The sequence below is a fragment of the Blautia schinkii genome, assembly GCF_013304825.1.
Taxonomy (GTDB): domain Bacteria; phylum Bacillota; class Clostridia; order Lachnospirales; family Lachnospiraceae; genus Blautia_A; species Blautia_A schinkii_B.
The window spans coordinates 295,318-314,774 of the sequence record NZ_JAAWUO010000001.1 but is presented as its reverse complement, the minus strand read 5'-3'; the positions used below and the strand labels follow the sequence as shown (position 1 = coordinate 314,774).

Genomic DNA, 19,457 nt, shown 5'->3' with positions numbered 1-19,457 from the left:
GTTTTATGCCTGCGGTCCCGGCTTTTCTTTTGTTTCTGTCTGATCCTGTGCATCACAACTTTGCATCTCAGGATTTTCTGCTGACCGGAGTTCATGTACTACTGCTGTATCAGCCTCCGGTACAGACTCGATCTTTACACTGTCCTGTTTATTGGACACTTCTTTCTCATTCTCGGAAAGCACCAGATCTTCCAGATTCTCAGGAATATCCATTCCCTGCTGTACTGCGCGGAGAATCTTCATAAACTCTTTTCCGGTGATGGTCTCCTTTCGGATCAGATACTCTGCGATCTTATCCATCTCTGTTCTGTGGCTGCCCAGTATTCTCTTGGCCTCCTCATAAGAGTGGTGAAGAAGCTTCATGACCTCATGATCAATCTCTGTTGCTGTATCATCACCGCAGTTTAAAACTGCTCTTCCGCTTAAATACTGATTCTCCTGTGTAGCCAGTCCCATCAGCCCGAATTTCTCAGACATACCATACTGAGTGATCATGGCTCGCGCCACCTTGGTCGCCTGCTCGATATCATTGGCTGCGCCGGTTGTCACCGTGTCAAAAACAATCTCCTCTGCGGCACGTCCGCCGAGATATCCAACCAGCATAGCTTCCAGTTCTTTCTTGGTGTTTAAATATTTCTCTTCCTCCGGAACCTGCATAACGTAGCCGAGAGCTCCCATGGTACGTGGTACAATGGTAATCTTCTGTACAGGCTCTGAATCCTTCTGAAGGGCATTTACCAGAGCGTGTCCAACCTCATGGTAGGAAACGATCCGGCGTTCCTGCTTGCTTAAGATACGGTCTTTCTTCTCTTTACCAACAAGAACTACCTCAACGGACTCCTCAAGATCTTTCTGTGATACAGCCTTACGGCCTTTCTTAACTGCAAGGATCGCTGCCTCATTGATCATATTGGCAAGGTCAGATCCTACTGCTCCGGATGTTGCAAGTGCAATGGTCTCAAAGTCAACCGTCTCATCCAGAAGCACATTCTTGGCATGTACTTTCAGAATATCCACCCGTCCTCGAAGATCCGGTCTGTCTACGATCACGCGTCTGTCAAAACGTCCCGGACGGAGAAGTGCAGGATCAAGAACTTCAGGTCTATTGGTAGCTGCCAGGATCAGAAGACCCTTGGAAGTATCAAATCCATCCATCTCTGCAAGAAGCTGGTTCAGTGTCTGCTCACGCTCATCGTTGCCTCCACCGTAACGGGAATCACGGCTCTTACCAATGGCATCGATCTCATCGATAAACACGATACAAGGAGCATTCTTCTTGGCTTCCTCAAAAAGATCACGGACACGAGATGCACCTACACCTACGAACATCTCCACAAATTCCGAACCGGAAAGTGAGAAGAACGGTACCTGCGCCTCACCTGCAACTGCCTTGGCAAGAAGTGTCTTACCTGTTCCAGGAGGTCCCACAAGAAGGGCGCCTTTCGGAAGCTTCGCTCCGATAGCTGTGTATTTCCCAGGATTGTGAAGGAAATCCACCACTTCCTGAAGAGATTCCTTGGCCTCATCCTGTCCTGCCACATCCTTGAAGGTGACACCTGTTTCTTTCTGAACATAAGCCTTGGCCTTGCTCTTGCCTACGCCCATTCCCATAATACCGCCGCCTTTGTTCATACGGCGCATGGAGAACATCAGGAGCCCAAAAAGAAGCAGTGTCGGCAGTACCACACTTAAGATCATTGCAACAAACTCGCCAAACACATCCGGCGGGTCAGTCTTAAACTTGATGCCCTTACCTTCCAGTCTCTTGGTCAGGGCTGTGCTATCCTCGGTTTTCGTAGTATAGTAGCTCATATCCTCGTACTCGGAATTCTGCTTCTTCGGTACGATCGTCAGTGTACTGGACTGAATCGTTACTTCCTTAACCTGGTCCTTATCCACCATATCGATGAATTTATCATAGGATATCTCACTGCTGTTGTCCTTCAGCATGTTGGTAAACAATGCGAAGCAGACCAGTGTTACCAGGAGGCATATCAGAAAAGCCAGAATCGACTGATGGTTCTTATTGGATCCCTGGTTCTTGGGATCTTTGTTATCAGGCTGTTTCCCGCCCTGATCATTATTCAGTTGATTATTCATTTTTTTCCTCCTCTTGTCATTTCTTTATTATAAAGATAAAACCTGCATAAATCAACCGCGATATTATAAAAATAAAAGGTAAAAAAACTTTACGGGATATTGCCAATGAACGGTAATGTAAAAAAACACATACTGGATATTGCCAGTAAATAGTAAGTTGTAGTATACTGTTCCCAGTGATTTGGAAAATTAAAAGAGGAGAGGAAATCAGACAAATGAAAATAGGTTTTGATAATGACAAATATCTGAAAATGCAGTCAGAACACATCCGGGAACGAATCAGCCAGTTCGGAAACAAGCTTTATCTTGAATTCGGCGGCAAGCTTTTTGACGACTACCATGCCTCCCGTGTTCTTCCGGGCTTTGAACCAGACAGCAAACTCCGCATGCTGATGCAGCTTTCTGATCAGGCGGAGATCGTTATTGTTATCAGTGCCAATGACATTGACAAGAATAAAGTACGCGGCGACCTTGGCATTACCTATGACGAGGATGTTCTTCGTCTCATGGGTGAATTTACAAGCCGTGGCCTCTATGTGGGAAGCGTGTGCATCACACAGTACTCCGGCCAGGAAAGTGCCGATCTCTTCAAGAAACGCCTGGAGAAACTGGGAATCCGTGTTTACAAGCTTTACCTGATCCCTGGATATCCAAGCAACACTTCTTTCATCGTAAGTGATGAGGGATATGGAAAGAATGATTATATCAAGACTACCAGACCCCTGGTTGTGATCACAGCTCCAGGACCCGGAAGCGGAAAGATGGCCACCTGCCTTTCCCAGCTCTACCATGAATATAAACGCGGTGTAAAGGCCGGCTATGCGAAATTTGAGACCTTCCCGATCTGGAACCTCCCGCTGAAGCATCCGGTAAACCTGGCATATGAAGCAGCTACCGCTGATCTTAACGATGTTAATATGATCGACCCGTTCCATTTGGAAGCTTACGGCGAAACAACCGTCAACTATAACCGTGATGTGGAAGTTTTCCCTGTTGTACAGGCAATGTTTGAGAAAATCATGGGAAGCTGTCCTTATAAATCTCCTACTGATATGGGTGTCAATATGGCCGGCAACTGCATTATTGACGATGAAGCCTGCCAGGAAGCATCCCGTCAGGAGATCATCCGCCGTTACTATAAGAGCATGAATGCACTTGTTTCCGGTTCCGGCACTGAAAACGAGGTCCGCAAGATCGAGCTCCTTCTCCAGCAGGCTCACGCAGAACTTCATGACCGCAAGGTCGTTCCTGCTGCCCTGGCAAAAGAAGAAGCAACAGGCGGCCCGGCAGCTGCAATGGAACTTCCGGACGGAAAGATCGTATGCGGAAAAACTTCCGACCTTCTGGGTGCATCTGCAGCTCTTCTCCTCAATGCACTGAAAGAGCTTGCAGGTATTGATCACGAGCTCCACGTGATCTCCCCTGATGCCATCCATCCGATCCAGCAGCTGAAGACCAAATATCTTGGAAGCAAGAACCCTCGCCTTCACATTGATGAGATCCTGATTGCCCTCTCTATGAGTGCTGCCACAAGTGATGCCGCACGTCTTGCCCTGGAGCAGATCCCGAATATTCGCGGATGCCAGGTTCATACTTCTGTTATGCTCTCTGACGTGGATGTGATCAGCTTCCGTAAGCTTGGTGTTGAACTCACCTGCGAAGCAAAAGCTGAGAAAAAACAAAAATAGTATATTTTAAAACGGGCTGTCTATTAGCAGACAGCCCGTTTAATGTTTTGCAGGTATTTACTGAACCGTAACAACTGATATTTTTATTTCTTTTTCGTCTTCGTTTTCGCTGAGATCGAAGTCACCGCCATCCTGTACGGAAACATGGACCTCATACAGAACATCTTCTGAAAGCGTCTCCGGTGTTTCTCCGCTTTCTGTCTGCATATGCCACAAATCCTGCGGTACTTCTTTAAGCGTACCGTCTGTACCATAACCGTAGAGTTTCAGTGCATCTGCGCTACCTGACAGCCCTTTCATCCGAAGTGCAACTGTAGTATTCGGGTGGATATTTTTCACAGTTACCGTACTCAGCCATCCGCAGACGCTGCCCTGACCTCCATCTGCCTCGAATTTTTCCTGGGTCAGCACATTTCTCATTGCCTTGTCCAGATCCACTTTTCGGTAAGGCATTTCCGGCAGATAAACGAATCTGTCCTGAAGTCTTAACAGCTCCAGATATCCGGTCGGGCAGTAAAGTGCATTTCCGCTGTTTCCTGCATACATGCCTATGGCCATATTGTTGTATCCCGGTTTGCTGGAAACATCCATGGAGAATACTGTTTCCCCTGTCTCAAAATCAAGCATGATATACTGCCACATACCTGTTTCCAGATTCTGGACATAACCATAAATATATCCGGTCGCAGTGGAAAGCTTCATCATGGAAGTATCAGACAGATCACTTCTGCACCAAATACTCTTCATTTCATATCCATTCTCTGTCCTGATGGTGTCCACTCGCTCCACACCTGGCATGATCATCTTATTTCCCTGGCTCAGCCAGTTCACATCATAAATATTTGCATAACTCTGAATGGAAGAATCACTGTCCTCTTTTCCGAGATTTGCACTTCCGGCACCAAACCAGTTGCATACAATGGTGCTTACCGTTCCCTCTCCGTTATCATATACGATCGCTGAATTTTCCACAGAAACCTGTTTTTCCTCCGGAAGCTCATCGATCACAGGAAGGCTTGCAACTTTTTCCCCTGTTTTCATATCAACAGCAAGAAGATTCACAGGATTCTGGTTGTCTGTAAACATGACCAGATTATCTGTCATAGACGGAGAGCAGCCGCTGCCCCATGCAAGGCCGCCACCTGTAGTGGCATCTCCCTCCTTGCTTTCTTTTGCGCCAACACTCTCATAAGGAGTCTCCCATACTTTCTGTACTCCATTATCAGCAGAAAACAGATAGCAGTTGAGATTGGTCAGGATTACCGAACCCTCTTTGGAGGAAGCAATACCATTTTCCGCACCCTCACCCGGAGTCAGTTCATATACAAACACAGCATTTGTAAGATCTGCTTCTTCTCCGTTTAAGATAGCATCAATGGCACTGCGGGAAATATAGCCAACTGCCCCCTGCTGTTTCCGGTCAGGATAAATACGAAATCCACCGGTGGCAAACCATAAATTCCCGTCATAGTCAAATACTACAGAAAGAAGGTTCTGATCCAGTGTTTTTCCAAGAACTGCCTCTGCTGCAGCTTTGATATCAATATCCAGTACTTTTTCGAATTCAGGCAGCACATTTCCTTCCTCATCTGTGGCTTTCAGCATCAGCACATGGTTGTTGCTGGTAGGACACACGATCCGGTTGCTCTCATCAACAAAAGAATAGGAGCTCTGAATCACATAGTCACCGCTGTCATGCTGTTTCGGGGAAAAATATCCTTCTGTCTGTGTCTCATCCGCATTGATATCACGGATTGCAAGACCTCCAAGAAGAGGAACCACCGCATGACCGTAAGAATCAAAAAAGATCGCCGGAGATGCGTTTGCATTTACCTTTTCGTAGGAAACATTGATCTCAGGATAAATTCCAACCGGCAGCACTTCGTCCGTACTGTCCGTGTTATAGCAGTCGTGATGGATATTGGCATCAGCTTTTGCCATGTATGGATTCTCAGAAACCACCTTTGAGGAAAGTGGCTTTATGGGAACCTGAGAAGCTTCTTCACTTCCGGATTCTGCCTGAATTTCTGATGCCTGTGATTCTTCCTTCTGCATTTCTTCCGCAGAAACAGTATTTGCCGCATAACCGGAATTAACCGTAAGCATAGCTGTGATCACTGCAAGAATTATCGCTCTTTTTTTCATATCATCTTCCTCCTGAATTAAAAAATTATCTGCTGTGTCCGAAACAGGCAGCAAGTCCTTCCCTGATCTTCTGTTCTTCTACCGGTTCCATGAAGAAATATTCCACCCGCAGTCTGAATGCATGAAGGGAAAAATCAAGGTCACTGCTCCAGATGATCCTGCATCTCGGATACAGAGACCGAAGATGCTCTGCTGCATTGAGTCCTTTCACTCCCGGCAGTATCAGAAGTACAATGGCCGGCACAGTCTTTTGTATCTGTGCAAAAAATTTTTCCTGATCATAATAAACCTGAACCAGCGGAAATATATTTCTTTCAGCGCAGCAATTCAAAATATATTCTGTGTATTCCCGACCACTTTGCGCTTTATCCGTCAATACATCAATGCAATACACAAATCGCCCTCCTTTTCTGTTCGATTTTTTCCTTCACATGTTAACCACATTATAAAAAAATCCTGCCGTTTTTCAATCCATCTGGCACGAAACCACTTAAAATGGCACGAAATTCCAACACAGACCATAGTTTGGCCTGATATTTTATGCTATACTGTTGACAGACAGATAGAGAGGAAAATAGTTATGCGAATTGCGATTGTAGATGATATTCACAGCGAACGGGTGCTCTTGCATACACGGCTGGAAGAACAGCTGACGAAACGTGGTGTTCACGCTGACTTGACTGAATTTGAAAATGGAGAAGCTTTTCTGAAAGCTTCCAGGGAACGGCCTTTCACAGTTTTGTTCCTGGATATTTATATGAATGGGGCAAACGGTGTGGAGATTGCCAGAGAACTTCGAAAATCTGATCCGGATTGTCTTCTGATTTTTACTACAACCTCTACTGACCATGCTCTGGAGGGCTTTAAGGTCCGTGCCCTGCACTATCTTGTAAAACCTTATAACATAAAAGAGCTTTCGGATCTGATCGATGAGATTCTTTCCCGTATTCCTGATTCCGGGAAATATATTGATGTAAAGGTAAACGGAAGTAATATACAGGTTCCTTTCCGCAGCATCATATATGCAGAGCATTTTTCCCATATGATCCATATTCACACGTCAAAAGCAAAAGAGCTTGTTACCAGACAGTCTTTTGAAGCTTTTAACGCTCTTCTGAAAATGGATCCCCGGTTTTATCAGTGCAACCGGGGAATTGTGATCAATCTGGAACACGCTGTTGATTTTGATGGTACGGTATTTGTTATGGATAATGGAAATCAGGTTCCGGTCAGCCAGAAGCTGGCAAAAAATGCCAGACAGACTTTTATGGAATTTCTGTTTCAGAAAAGACATTGAAAAAGCCAGCTGATAGTTTTCTGCATTCTACTGAATCTGAATGCTGCTGCCAACACCTTTTCCGCTGCATTGTTTGGTCACAATGATCTTATTTTCGATCCGATCTTTCAGTTCCGCCACGTGGGAAATGATTCCTACCATACGGTGGCCGTCCGCAAGACTGCTTAAGGCTTTCACTGCCTGAGAAAGAGCCTCTTCATCCAGAGAGCCAAAGCCTTCGTCTACAAACATGGAATCCAGGCGGATGCCTCCTGCGCTGGCCTGGATTTCATCAGAAAGTCCCAGTGCCAGGGACAGGGATGCCTGGAAGGATTCCCCTCCTGAAAGAGTTTTTACACTTCTTTCCGTTCCGTTGTAATGGTCAATAACATTAAGATCAAGACCAGCTTTTTCCTTGCGGTTCTCGCTTTGCTCCTGACGCTTCAGCTCATACTGACCGCTGCTCATGGTCATAAGGCGGACATTGGCTCTTCTGAGGATTCTATCGAAATATGCCATCTGGATATAGGTTTCCAGCTCGATCTTGGCCTTGCCGTTTAAATTGCCGTTGGCTGTATCTGAGAGATTTTTCATCCAGACGTATTCTGCTTCGGCTTTTGTCATCTCTTCCTTCCGTTTCTGTACCTTCCGGAAAATTTCCAGGTTTCCGCTCTGAATGGAAAAAAGTTCTTTTCTTTTTTCTGCCAGTTCTGTTTTCTGCGTTGTACTTTCTGTATACTGCTCCCGAATTTCATCTTCCCGTATCTCCCCGATCTCCTTTTGCTGCTCATCAAGAGTTTTTATCGTGGAAGTTATCCTTGCCTTTTCTGCCTGAAATCTCTCAAAGGTTTCTTTCATCTTTCTGCTGTTTTCTTTTAGATCAATATATTCCTGCTGTTTTTCCCTGATCTCTTTTTCCAGAACTTCTTTTCCTGCCTCCGAATGGACCTGTCTGATTTCTTCTGCTGCATTTTTCTGCTGTTTTTCATTTTCGGATGCTTTTGTTGTAAGCCCGGTCTGTTCCCGGTCACAGGAATTCTTTTTTTCCTGAAGTATATCTTTTTCTTTTTCAAGATTTTCCAGAAGTTTTTCCACTTTTTGCTTTCTTTTTGTGTTTTCCTCTGCTTCCCTGATCTTTCTGTCACTTTCTGTCAAAAGATTTTTGCACTGTTCTTTTTCCCGGTTTATCATGAGGATCATCTGTTTCCATACAGTCCTGAAATCTCCCGCCTGTCCATTTCCATTTTTTGTTTCCTTACGGAATTCCTGGAACTCTTCCAGAAGCTCTTCTGCACCGGACATGATCTGTTTCCAGGAGGCATTGCTCCGTTCCTTTAATTTTCCGGCTTCCAGGCTTTGGTCTGCGGAAATCTTTTCCAGTTTATCCAGTTTGATTTTCTCATTATCCAGTATTTCCGAAGTAACAGTGCGACCTTTGGAGATTATTCTCGGGTGTGGATGGCTTAAAGAACCGCACACCGGGCAGGGCTCATTTTCCTTAAGTTCCTGTGCCAGGATCCCTGCCTGGGCGTCCAGAAAGCTGTGAAAAATCTGCTGATAGTATTCACTCTGCTGCTGTGCTTTTTCATATGCAGCCTGATACTTTTTCTGCTGCTCTTTTGTGGCTTCATAAAGGCCTTTGAATTCCCGCATTTCTGTTTCAAGCCCATTCAGTTCCGACTTTCTCTGTGTCCGTTTTTCCTTCTCTGTTATTGCTTTCTGCAGATCCAGCTGAGAATTTTCCAGCAGGGAACGCTCCTTTTTCAGCTGTTCCATATCTTTATGAAGCTGCTGTTCCTGGCGGATATTTGCTTCCTGTCCGGCTCTGCATTTTTTCAGCTGCATCCTGATTTCATCCAGTTCCTTCTTAAGCTGTTCCAGAACCTGATATTTTTTCAGCTGCTCCTGTTTTTCACGGATCAGAATCCCCAGTGCTTCGCATTTTTGGTCTGCATCTTTATATTTTTCCGCCTCCCCGGAAGCCTTCTCAAGATCCGGAAGAAGCTGCTCAAGCTGCTTCCTGGCAAAATCTTTTTTCTGTTCAAGGTTCCGCTTCTGCGCAGAGAGATGCAGTATATTTTCCATTGTGCGAATCTTCTGATCCACCTCCTGTTCCTGTTTCAGAAGCTCGCTTTCCCTTTTTTCTCCCTGATCAATAAAGCTCTTCAAAATCTCAAGGCTCCGCTCCAGCTTACCTTCGAATTTCCCCTTTTTCAATTCTGCAAATTCCTCTGCTTCTGTCCCTTCTCTCTGCCGGAGCTTCACCCCGTCCAGATACTGTGCAATGCTTCTGCGCATTTCATCATACTCCTTATATCTGGATTGTGCCGCCTCCTTAAGCTTCAGCTGTACCTGCTGATAAATCCCTGTATGAAAGATCTGCCGGAATATCTCCCCTCGCTGCACTGTTCCTGCAAGAAGCAGCTTCTGGAAATCTCCCTGTGCGATCATGGCGATCTGGGTAAACTGCTCGTAGTCAAGTCCAAGCAGTTCTTCGATGGCTCTTGTCACATCTCTTGCCTTTGTCACGGGCTGACGCTCATCTGGATAAATAAGCTGTGCCTCTGCTTTCCGGAGAGTCAGTCCTGTGCCCCTTTTTTTTGGTGCCATATATTCCGGACTTCGAAAGACCTGATATTTTTTTCCCTGATAAGAAAAAACAAGCTCCACAAAAGTCTCCGTGGCAGTGTCTGCATACTTGCTTCGGAACATGGCAGAGTCTCTTACCTGGCCGCTTGCCTGGCCGTAAAGTGCAAAAGTGATTGCATCAAATATAGTAGTTTTTCCAGCTCCCGTATCTCCGGTGATGAGATAAAGGCCACTGTCCCCAAGCCTGGAAAAATCAATCTCTGTTCTGTCTGCATAAGGCCCGAAGGCACTGATGGTCAGTTTTTCCGGTCTCAAATGCTCACCTCCTGTATCTTTCGGATCAAATCTTCTGAAAATTTCCGCTGTTCCTCATTCATAGGCTGGTTATTCTGCAGCTCAAAAAATTCCTGAAAATATTCCAGCTCGGATTTTTTTTCCACTGTCTCCGTTCCGGAGATTTCCTGATTTTCTCTTGTTCTGCGGTTGTCGTATTCCAGCCTCATCAAATTTGGATAAACAGCACGCAGCTTCTGCATTCCGTCCACAATATCCTCCTCATCTGTCAGGGTGATCTGCACATAATCCTCTGTGTTAGTATCCTGATAATTGGCCAGTGAGGTAATCTCCATATATGTGCCCTTCAGCTTTCTCATATCCCGAAAAGGTTTCAGTGGAATCTCCCGCACTTCCAGATCTCCTTTTTCAAAAAGCTCCGCTACAGTCACGGATTTCTGCTGTCCTGCCTCGGAAAAAGAGTATTTCAGCGGTGTTCCGCAATAACGGATCTGATCGTTTCCCACATTCTGGGGACTGTGGATATGCCCAAGTGCCACATAATCAAAGTCCTGAAATACAGACACTTCAATCTGGTCGATTCCTCCAACTGCGATCTCCTCGGAATCACAGCTCATAGCTCCTACTGCAAACTGATGCGCAACCAGAACATTTCGTTTCTTGGTGTCAATGTCCATATGCTCTACTGCAGCCTGTACAGCTTCCTGATAGCTACGGATCTCCTCTGCACCTTCTTCTCCCTGAAGTGCATGGCGTACTACTGCCGGTCTGATAAACGGAAGAAGATGAATCCACACTTCTCCATAACTGTCCATTAAACAGTACTTTTCTGTTTTTCCGTCATATACAGGTGACATGCAGATCCCGCTGCTGCTCATAATGTGGGAGCCAAATGCGATCCTCTCAGCACTGTCATGATTGCCACTGATGGCATAAACCGGTATCTTTCGCTTCGCCAGTCTGGTAAGAAAACTGTCCAGAAGCTGTACGGCCTCCGCAGAGGGAACCGGTCTGTCATAGATATCTCCTGCAAGAAGGACCCCATCCGGTGCTTCTTCATCAATGATACCCAGTATCTGATTTAAAATATATTTCTGATCTTCGATCATGGAAAACTCATTCACTCTTTTTCCAAGATGAAGGTCCGATAAATGGATCAGCTTCATCTATCACCTCCGTCTATCACCCAACCACCAAACAGCTCCGGTTCAAAATCAATATCACAGGCAGCAAGAGCATCTTTTAACTGGTTAAGATTGCTGACTCCTGTTACAGGCACCGTCTGGAACGGCTGATGGAAAAAGTACGCCAGAGACAAAGACTGCAGGCTGTGTCCTGTTTCTTTCTGAAGTTTCAGAAGCTTCTGGTATGTGCGAAGATTTGTCTCATTCCAGTATGATTTTTTTATGCTTTCTGAAAGATCTGCGATCTGTGATTCCATATTCCGCATCCAGAATGTATCTACTTTTTCTGTATAAAGAACTCCCATTTTCTGAAGCTTGGAGAAAAATCCCATAGCAGTGGATGAGAACGGAATGGACGCAGTTTTTGTCTCACAGTGCCATTTATATTCCTCCCTGGAAAATTCTACAAGTGTCGGATCCGGATTGGTGTTTCCTCCCGGATTGATCCCGGCCAGGCTCCACTGGTTGGAAACTGCCGTGATTCCCGGATGATTTCTTTCTTCCAGACATTTCTGGATCTCTTTCAGTCTTTTTGTCCTGTAATTGGAAAATCCGAAATACCGGATTCTTCCTTCTTTCTGCAGTTCTTCCAGAATGTCAACGATTTCCTCTGCCGGTTTCTTCGGATCATCTCTGTGAAGCCAGTAAAAATCAATCACATCCGTTCCAAGTGTACGGCAGCTTTCATCCAGGTCTGTGCGAATGTCTTCTCTGTTTACTCTGCTGCGGCCCTGATCTTCAAAAGAATAATGTGCACCTTTGGTAGCCACGATCACTTTTCCCTGTGTTCCCCGGTCCTTCAGCCATTTTCCTATAATCTGTTCGCTGCAGTTTCCGTGTCCTTCCAGCCACTTGCAGTACACATTAGCTGTATCAATAAAATTTCCGCCTGCCTGCACAAAAGTGTCCAGTACCTTAAAGCTTTTTTCCTGATCCAGTTTATCCCCGAATCCTGCTGTTCCAAGGCAGATACGGCTGACATTCAGATCCGTATTGTTCAGCTGTATATATTTCATTTCAGTAACCTCCTGTATTCTTATATATCTGTTTATAAATCTGTTCCCATTATAACTTTTTTCCCGGAATCCGAACAGAGTGTTTCCTGACTATCCTGCACTATAGCCAAAAAAATCCCCCGGCACATACATGCCGGGGGATCGATATTCTGTTATTTTAACAGTATGATTTATTTGTAAAGTGGTCCATAGTTCTTGCAAGCGCGGAAGTCTGCACCCTCTTTTTCCATACCGAATGCATTCCAAGCTGCCGGACGATAGATATCCTTCTCAGGAACGTTGTGCATGGATACCGGGATTCTCAGCATAGAGCACATTGTGATAAGGTCTGCACCAATGTGTCCGTAGGAGATTGCGCCGTGGTTAGCACCCCAGTTGTTCATTACATCGTAAGCTGTCTTGAACGGTCCCTCTTTGCCATCGCATCTTGGAGCGAACCATGTGCATGGCCATGTGTAGTCTGTACGTTTCCAGAGTTTGTCAGATACCTCTTCCGGAAGAGCTACTGTCCATCCCTCTGCAATCTGAAGAACCGGTCCAAGTCCTTTTACAAGGTTCAGACGGATCATTGTTGCAGGCATCTGGGCACGTGTCTCATAACGGCTGGAATATCCGCCTCCACGGAAGTATCCGTTGTCAGCCATACACCACTCTGTATTCTCCATGATAGCTTTCTGGTCTGCCTCTGTAACATCCCACCACTGTTTCATAACCGGTGTTCCGTCAGCCTCTTTAGCCTGTCCGTTAGCATCCAGGCAGGCAGCACCGGAGTTGATCAGATGAAGGAATCCGCCAGCTTCTTTGGCAACACCCTCAAGGTCATATCCTGTAGCTTTCTTAACTGCCTCCGGGCTCCAGTATGTACGAACATCAGCGAAAATCTGAGCACGTCCTGTAAGGAGTTTCATGAACAGCATTCCAAGTCCGTTGAGAACGTCGTTCTCTGTAGCAAGAATGTACGGCTCACGAGCACCATTCCAGTCAAAGGAAGTGTTCAGCATAGCCTCTGCAAAGTCACCGTTCGGATAGAAGTCTGTCCACTGTCTCTGGCCCTGGAATCCAGCTGCAAGAGCATTGTGTCCGATTGCTTCCTCGGAGAATTCCGGAGCAAGATTGTCACAGCCGTTCATCAGTTCTTTGATGATAACTGCCATCTTAACAACAAACTCGAACTGCTCCTCTTTCTTCTCCGGTGAGAACTGAAGTTCTTCCGGGTTCTTGTCCCAGCCGATCTTGCAGGTTTCTTTTGCCCATTTGAGAGCTTTCTCAAACTCTTCGTGATCGTAGATGCCTTCTGTCATACGACGGATGATCTCTACCTCATCAACAGACTCAACTCTCATTCCAAGATAGGACTCGATGAAATCAGAATCAATGATAGATCCGCCGATACCCATTGTTACAGAACCGATCTGCAGATAGGATTTACCTCTCATGGATGCTGCTGCAACTGCTGCGCGGCCGAATCTTAACAGTTTCTCTTTAACGTCTTCCGGAATAGATGTGTCATCAGCTTCCTGAACGTCATGTCCGTAGATACCGAATGCCGGAAGTCCTTTCTGTGCATGTGTAGCAAGAACGGATGCAAGGTATACAGCACCAGGTCTCTCTGTTCCGTTGAATCCCCATACAGCCTTGATCGTCTGCGGATCCATATCCATTGTCTCAGCACCGTAGCACCAGCATGGTGTAACTGTAAGAGTGATATCTACACCCTCTTTACGGAATTTATCAGCACATGCAGCACTCTCGCCAACACGTCCGATTGTTGTATCAGCGATTACAACCTTTACAGGCTCACCGTTGGAGTATTTCAGGTTCTCCTCGAAAAGCTTGGCTGCGGATTTAGCCATGTTCATTGTCTGGTCTTCCAGAGATCCTCTTACATCCAGTGCTCCTCTACGTCCATCGATTGTCGGTCTGATACCGATAACTGGATAGCTTCCTACTAATCTGCTCTTTGCCATAGTAAAAATTACCTCCTACATATATATTATTCGTTATTAGTATGAACTTGTTTCATAATGCAAAGCATAGATTCCTGCTTCACAATTTGTGTTCAGGCATCCTTTGCCTGATTGATGATTTTATTATACGATTGCATCTTATAAATTACTTGTGTTATAATAGCAAAAAATAGTACAATATTCACTTTTCCATATAAGTTCCTAAAAAATCTATAAAATTTATGAAAGAAGGGTTTTATTTTGCACGATCTTGGAAGAAACGAAGACCGGCTCCGGGGTACCTATGAATTTCCTTTTGAGTTTCACCACATTGACAGCACGCATCCCCGCTACGTCATGTCCTATCACTGGCATGTGGAATGTGAAATCATGCGGATACTCCAGGGCACTCTCACCGTCACTTTAGACGAAAAAAGTTTTACAGCAAAAGCCGGAGATGTGATTTTTGTCAATAGTGGAGTGCTCCATTCCGGAATCCCTCATGATTGTATCTATCAGTGCATTGTTTTTGATATGAACATGTTTCTGAAATTCAATTCTGTCTGTACAGAATACATGCAGAAGCTCAGCCATCAGGAGCTTCTTATTTATCACCATTTTACCGAGAGACATCCGGATATCCGGCAGACCGTCAATTCTCTTTTCGATTCTTTCTGGCAGAAAAAGCCTGGATATGAGCTGATTGTGTTTGGACAATTTTACCACTTTTTCGGATTGGTTTTTGGTAATCATTACTACCTGGAAAGCCTGCGCAAAACCCGCCGTGACTACAAGCGTATCGTCCAGCTGAAGCAGGTCGTTGAATTCATTGAGAAGAACTACGCAAATCCCATCACCCTCCAGGAGCTTTCGGCCTCTGTTTCCATGTCACCGAAATACTTCTGCAGATTTTTTTCCGAGATGACACATCAGACTCCTATGGACTACCTGAACAGGCAGAGGATCGAGCAGGCCTGCTGCCAGCTGGCTACTACTGATGATTCCATTACAGAGATCGCATACCGAAACGGATTTAATGACCTGAGTTATTTTATCCGGACATTTAAAAAATATAAGGGGGTTACACCCGGAAAGTATAAGCGACGATAAAAGACCAAAAGCAGGATTTCGCACACGCATATGCGGAGATCCTGCTTTTTTCAGATTTAAGCTGTCTGGTAATTTATAACTGGCTGCTGCACTGGAGATTGCTTCTCCGTATCTGCGACCAGCATACAGCTATATGTAACTAACACCTCTTTTTTCGGCCTTACAGCAGAAACGCTGTACCGGAACTGATTCCTGCTTCATGGGCAGGCTACGTTCATGTTTAGGAATACACGCTTCTCTTATGTATAAGAAAAAAGCCGGCAGGGCAGATTTTCTGCATGAAAAAGCCGACGCAGATCGTGTATGATTCTGATCACTGTTCCTTCGCGCCTGGGAACAGCAACAGATTATGTCTTAATGGAAAGCGGATACGACCATCCACCTCACTGCTTGCTTCTGACCGACGTAAGTCGATTCCATTTATTTGAAGGGATTCCACGGCTGCATAGAACTCTGCTTGCGAAATGCCTGTACACTGCACCGGAACGTACAGCAGAAATTAGTCCGCAAGGTGTGCACATCCGGCTGTATAATGTCCGCCGGATGTCTCCTGCTTGTCTTATTCTAACAAATGTAACCTTTAAATGCAAGACAATCCGGAACATTTCGCTCTGCATTTTCTGACAGCAAACGGCTCTTTCCTACATATTCTGCACCGCATCAATAAACCTTTTTCCGTATTTTTCGAACTTGTATCTGCCAACTCCTGTCACATTGAACATTTCTTCCTCATTTCCCGGCTTCAGAATGCACATATGAATGAGAGTTTTGTCGGAAAATACCATATATGGAGGAATTTTTTCTTCCCGGGCAATCTCCAGGCGGAGCGCACGGAGCCTCTGAAAAAGCGGCTCGTCCTGTTCTCCAAGTTCCCCTGCGCTAGCCTTTGAAAGGCGGCTGCGCTTCTCTTTTCGCTTTGGTTCCTGTTCTTTCGGCATCTTCATTGTGAGATGTTTTTCCCCGTCAAGAAGGCTCTCTGAGGAACCTGTAAGCTTCACAATCGTATAGCCGTCATCTGTAAGGGCAAGATAGTCACGAAGCACCAGATAATTAAAAATCTGACGCAGCTTACGTGCAGGGATCTTAGCGCAGTCTCCGTATGCAGGATTCTCCTCCATATGGTACTGCCGGATCTTGGCTGTGGATGCACCGCGGATGGTATCCAGGATCACATTGACGCCATAACGCTGGCCGCAGCTCTGCACGCAGCGGACCATAGCTCCGGCTTCCTCTGTGATATCTTTTTCCTCGAATTCTGTCTGGCAGTTCAGGCAGCTTCCGCAGTAGCTTTTTCCATATTCGCCAAAATATTTCAGGATATATTCCCTGAGACAGTCATGGGTAAAACAGTAAAAAGTCATTTGTCTCAGTCTCTCCTGATCCCTCTCTCTTATCAGCTGCTGTGTTGCCGCATCCATCTCCAGATTCTCCTGTCCGCGCTCGATCAGGTACTGGTTAGTGACAACATCCTTGCCGCCATAGAGAAGGATACATTCCGCAGGATCTCCGTCGCGTCCTGCACGGCCCGCCTCCTGATAATAGCCCTCCATGTTTTTCGGCATATTGTAATGAATGACATACCGCACATCCGACTTGTCGATTCCCATTCCGAAAGCATTGGTAGCCACCATCACATGGCATCTGTCGTAGATAAAATCATCCTGATTATTCCTGCGTTCCTCATCAGAAAGGCCTGCATGATACCTGGTTGCGGAAATCCCATCCCGAATCAGTTTTCCGCAGACTTCTTCCACCAGTTTTCTGGTGAGGCAGTAGATAATACCGCTGTCGTCCGGATGCTCCATTATGTAATCATGTACTTCTTTATATTTATCCTTCGGGGTTTTCACTGCAAAGTAAAGATTTTCTCTGTCAAATCCTGTTGTTGTGCAAAAGGGATCTCGAAGGTCCAGAAGTCTTGCAATGTCTTCCCGTACTTCCTTCGTTGCTGTGGCTGTAAATGCACTGATCACCGGTCGCTTCGGAAGCTGTGCCACAAACTCCTCGATCTTAAGATAACTTGGCCGGAAATCCTGTCCCCACTGGGATACACAGTGTGCCTCATCTACTGCGATCATGGAGATATCCGCACTCAGCGCAAAATCCAGAAATGCCTCGGTAGTAAGCCGCTCCGGTGCCACATAAATGACTGGATAACGTCCTGCTTTTGCGTAACGCAAAGCTGTGAAATACTGTCCCTGCGTCAGAGAGCTGTTAAGATAAGCCGCCGAGATTCCTGCCTGGTTCAGGCTCCGAACCTGGTCTTTCATAAGGGAGATCAACGGTGATATTACCAGCGTGATCCCTTTCATCATCAGTGCCGGCACCTGATAGCAGATGGATTTTCCTGCTCCGGTTGGCATCACTGCCAGAACATCTTTTCCTGCAAGAAGTGCATCAATCACTGCTTCCTGCCCTTCTCTGAAAGTATCATACCCGAAGTGGGTCTTTAAAAGTTCCTGTTTCGTCATAAATCGACATGATCCTTTCTTTAATCAAGCGGACAAATCATCCGCATTCGCTGCTTATATATATCCAAATTGCTGCTGTTTTCCGAATGTTTAATTTTAACATATTTTCCGGGTAATTGCCAATTGATCGTAAAAAATCACAAAGTTACCTCTGTGTATTTACCTGCTATAATGATATAAATGAAACAGTCTGTTTATACTGTCCCATTACATTGAACCATGAATTCATATAGTATCCGGTTCTTCTGATCAGTGACAGCCGGAATGCTCAAAAAAGGAGGAGTTATTATGTGTAAAAGAAAAATAAAAACCATCGAGGCAATTTTTTTCCTGCTTCTTTTTTCAGTTATCATGCTCCTGCTTCCACAGGATGCCCACGCTAAAGTCCGGGTAGTGACCAAAGGAACCACTTCCACGATCCGTGATACCGATGGTGTGATCGAAGATGAGTTTTCAGACATTAATTTCCCGATCAACATCAAAAATGCCAAATGCCAAAAACGAATCTATGCCATAACCGTCCGTGTAAGCTTTTATTCTCCTAAAGGAGTCATACCCAAAAGCACCACATTTTCTATTGATGGGATCAATGTAGTTAAGCTGAACACTTCAAATTATACACCACTGGCATACAAAGAGACTTTTTTCACCTACGATGACAACCTGGAGGATGGCTACCTGGAATTCGATTTCGGCAATAAAGAATGTCCGGTGCCTGTAGACTGCGACTATGAAGTTACCATCAAACAGGCAGTTCCGGAAATTTTTATCACCAACAACAATTATCTGACCCAGAGTATCCGAACCGGAAAAACTACTTCAATCGGAATTGAGATTTCTGATCCTTACGTAAAAACCATCAGCAAATCAAAATTCAAGGTTACTTCTTCCAACAGCTCTGTTCTCAAGGTGCAGAGCATCACTCAGGATTCAAAAAAACGTAGCCGTTTCACAGTTACCCTGAAAGGCATGAAAGCCGGATCCGCAAAGATCACTTTATCCTACCCCAAAGCCACAGCCTGTAAACTGACCGGAAAAGTAACATCTCCATCAAAAACCGTAGCAACCTTCCGCGCTTCCAAAACTACGCTTAGGGTTGGCTCCAAAATTACCATGCGTTCCCTCATTAATCTGAAGGGAGGTACCAGTCTGACCATCAAAAATGCAAAATCCAGCAAGCCTTCTTTACTTGCCATTTCCGGAAACTATCTTGTCCCAAAGAAAAAAGGGACAGCCACAGTTACCGCAAAATTAAATGGTGTTAATCGCAAGATCACCATTACCGTATCCGCACCGGCCACCAAACCTACCGCAAAAAATCTGAAGATCAGTGTTGCCGGCATCAAGTACGGCCCTAATGACATGAAAACCTATTATACCTTAAAATTCACCAATACTTCTGCGAAAACCATCACCAAAGCAAAAGTACAGATCACCACAGGCTCCGGTATCTATGACCAGATGTACTGGACAAAAACTCTGACACTGGACCTGAAGCCCGGAAAAACTATGACAAAGACCTATTTTATCCAAAATATGGTTCAGGCACCGGAAAAAAGTGATATTTCCATCAAATGCCTGAAGCTTAACTGGAAGTAAGCTATCCTTCTGTAAAATGTTCACAAAAGGGACGTGCTG

Annotated in this window: 12 protein-coding genes; 4 read left to right on the top strand and 8 right to left on the bottom strand. The window is 45.3% G+C overall.

The genetic code is table 11. The features are described 5' to 3' along the window. Positions 1-3: 3 nt before the first annotated feature. Positions 4-2,100 carry an ATP-dependent zinc metalloprotease FtsH gene (ftsH, locus tag HFM85_RS01390; RefSeq protein ID WP_173736907.1) on the bottom strand — a complete coding sequence of 699 codons (2,097 nt, stop codon included), beginning with the start codon at positions 2,098-2,100 and terminating at the stop codon, positions 4-6. Positions 2,101-2,315: 215 nt separating this feature from the next. Between ftsH and HFM85_RS01385 the strand changes: the two genes are divergently transcribed. Next, positions 2,316-3,788 (top strand): DUF1846 domain-containing protein, encoded by a 1,473-nt coding sequence (locus HFM85_RS01385; RefSeq protein WP_173736906.1) that lies wholly within the window; start codon positions 2,316-2,318, stop codon positions 3,786-3,788. A gap of 57 nt (positions 3,789-3,845) precedes the next feature. On the opposite strand, the gene HFM85_RS01380 is transcribed toward HFM85_RS01385, so the two are convergent. Both HFM85_RS01380 and HFM85_RS01375 read right to left on the bottom strand, forming a co-directional pair. Continuing rightward, on the bottom strand, positions 3,846-5,933 hold the full coding sequence (locus HFM85_RS01380) for an NHL repeat-containing protein (RefSeq protein WP_173736905.1): 2,088 nt from the start codon (positions 5,931-5,933) through the stop codon (positions 3,846-3,848). 25 nt (positions 5,934-5,958) lie between these two features. After that, entirely contained in the window at positions 5,959-6,327 is a 369-nt protein-coding gene (locus tag HFM85_RS01375; RefSeq protein ID WP_173736904.1) for a response regulator, read from the bottom strand. A gap of 186 nt (positions 6,328-6,513) precedes the next feature. Between HFM85_RS01375 and HFM85_RS01370 the strand changes: the two genes are divergently transcribed. Beyond that, positions 6,514-7,230 carry a LytR/AlgR family response regulator transcription factor gene (locus tag HFM85_RS01370; RefSeq protein ID WP_173736903.1) on the top strand — a complete coding sequence of 239 codons (717 nt, stop codon included), beginning with the start codon at positions 6,514-6,516 and terminating at the stop codon, positions 7,228-7,230. A gap of 27 nt (positions 7,231-7,257) precedes the next feature. Here HFM85_RS01370 and HFM85_RS01365 read toward each other — a convergent pair whose 3' ends face one another. The 4 genes from HFM85_RS01365 to HFM85_RS01350 form a co-directional block, all read right to left on the bottom strand. Next, a complete protein-coding gene (locus HFM85_RS01365) occupies positions 7,258-10,113 on the bottom strand; it encodes an AAA family ATPase (RefSeq protein ID WP_173736902.1) in 2,856 nt (951 codons plus the stop codon). Next, the gene (locus tag HFM85_RS01360; RefSeq protein WP_173736901.1) at positions 10,110-11,258 is read right to left on the bottom strand and encodes an exonuclease SbcCD subunit D; all 1,149 of its coding nucleotides are present in this window, start codon (positions 11,256-11,258) and stop codon (positions 10,110-10,112) included. Before HFM85_RS01360 ends, HFM85_RS01365 begins: the two co-directional genes overlap by 4 nt. Then, a complete protein-coding gene (locus HFM85_RS01355) occupies positions 11,255-12,292 on the bottom strand; it encodes an aldo/keto reductase (RefSeq protein WP_173736900.1) in 1,038 nt (345 codons plus the stop codon). The genes HFM85_RS01360 and HFM85_RS01355 overlap by 4 nt, the downstream gene beginning before the upstream one ends. 170 nt (positions 12,293-12,462) lie before the next feature. Then, complete coding sequence (locus HFM85_RS01350) at positions 12,463-14,259, bottom strand: L-fucose isomerase (protein ID WP_119239003.1); 1,797 nt, start codon at positions 14,257-14,259, stop codon at positions 12,463-12,465. A 240-nt stretch (positions 14,260-14,499) separates the two neighbouring features. On the opposite strand from HFM85_RS01350, the gene HFM85_RS01345 reads away from it, so the two are divergent. Then, entirely contained in the window at positions 14,500-15,348 is an 849-nt protein-coding gene (locus HFM85_RS01345) for an AraC family transcriptional regulator (protein ID WP_173736899.1), read from the top strand. A 641-nt stretch (positions 15,349-15,989) separates the two neighbouring features. On the opposite strand, the gene recQ is transcribed toward HFM85_RS01345, so the two are convergent. Further along, a complete protein-coding gene (gene recQ / locus HFM85_RS01340) occupies positions 15,990-17,819 on the bottom strand; it encodes a DNA helicase RecQ (protein WP_173736898.1) in 1,830 nt (609 codons plus the stop codon). Between the two features lie 288 nt (positions 17,820-18,107). On the opposite strand from recQ, the gene HFM85_RS01335 reads away from it, so the two are divergent. Further along, a complete protein-coding gene (locus tag HFM85_RS01335; RefSeq protein ID WP_173736897.1) occupies positions 18,108-19,418 on the top strand; it encodes a hypothetical protein in 1,311 nt (436 codons plus the stop codon). Positions 19,419-19,457 lie beyond the last annotated feature (39 nt).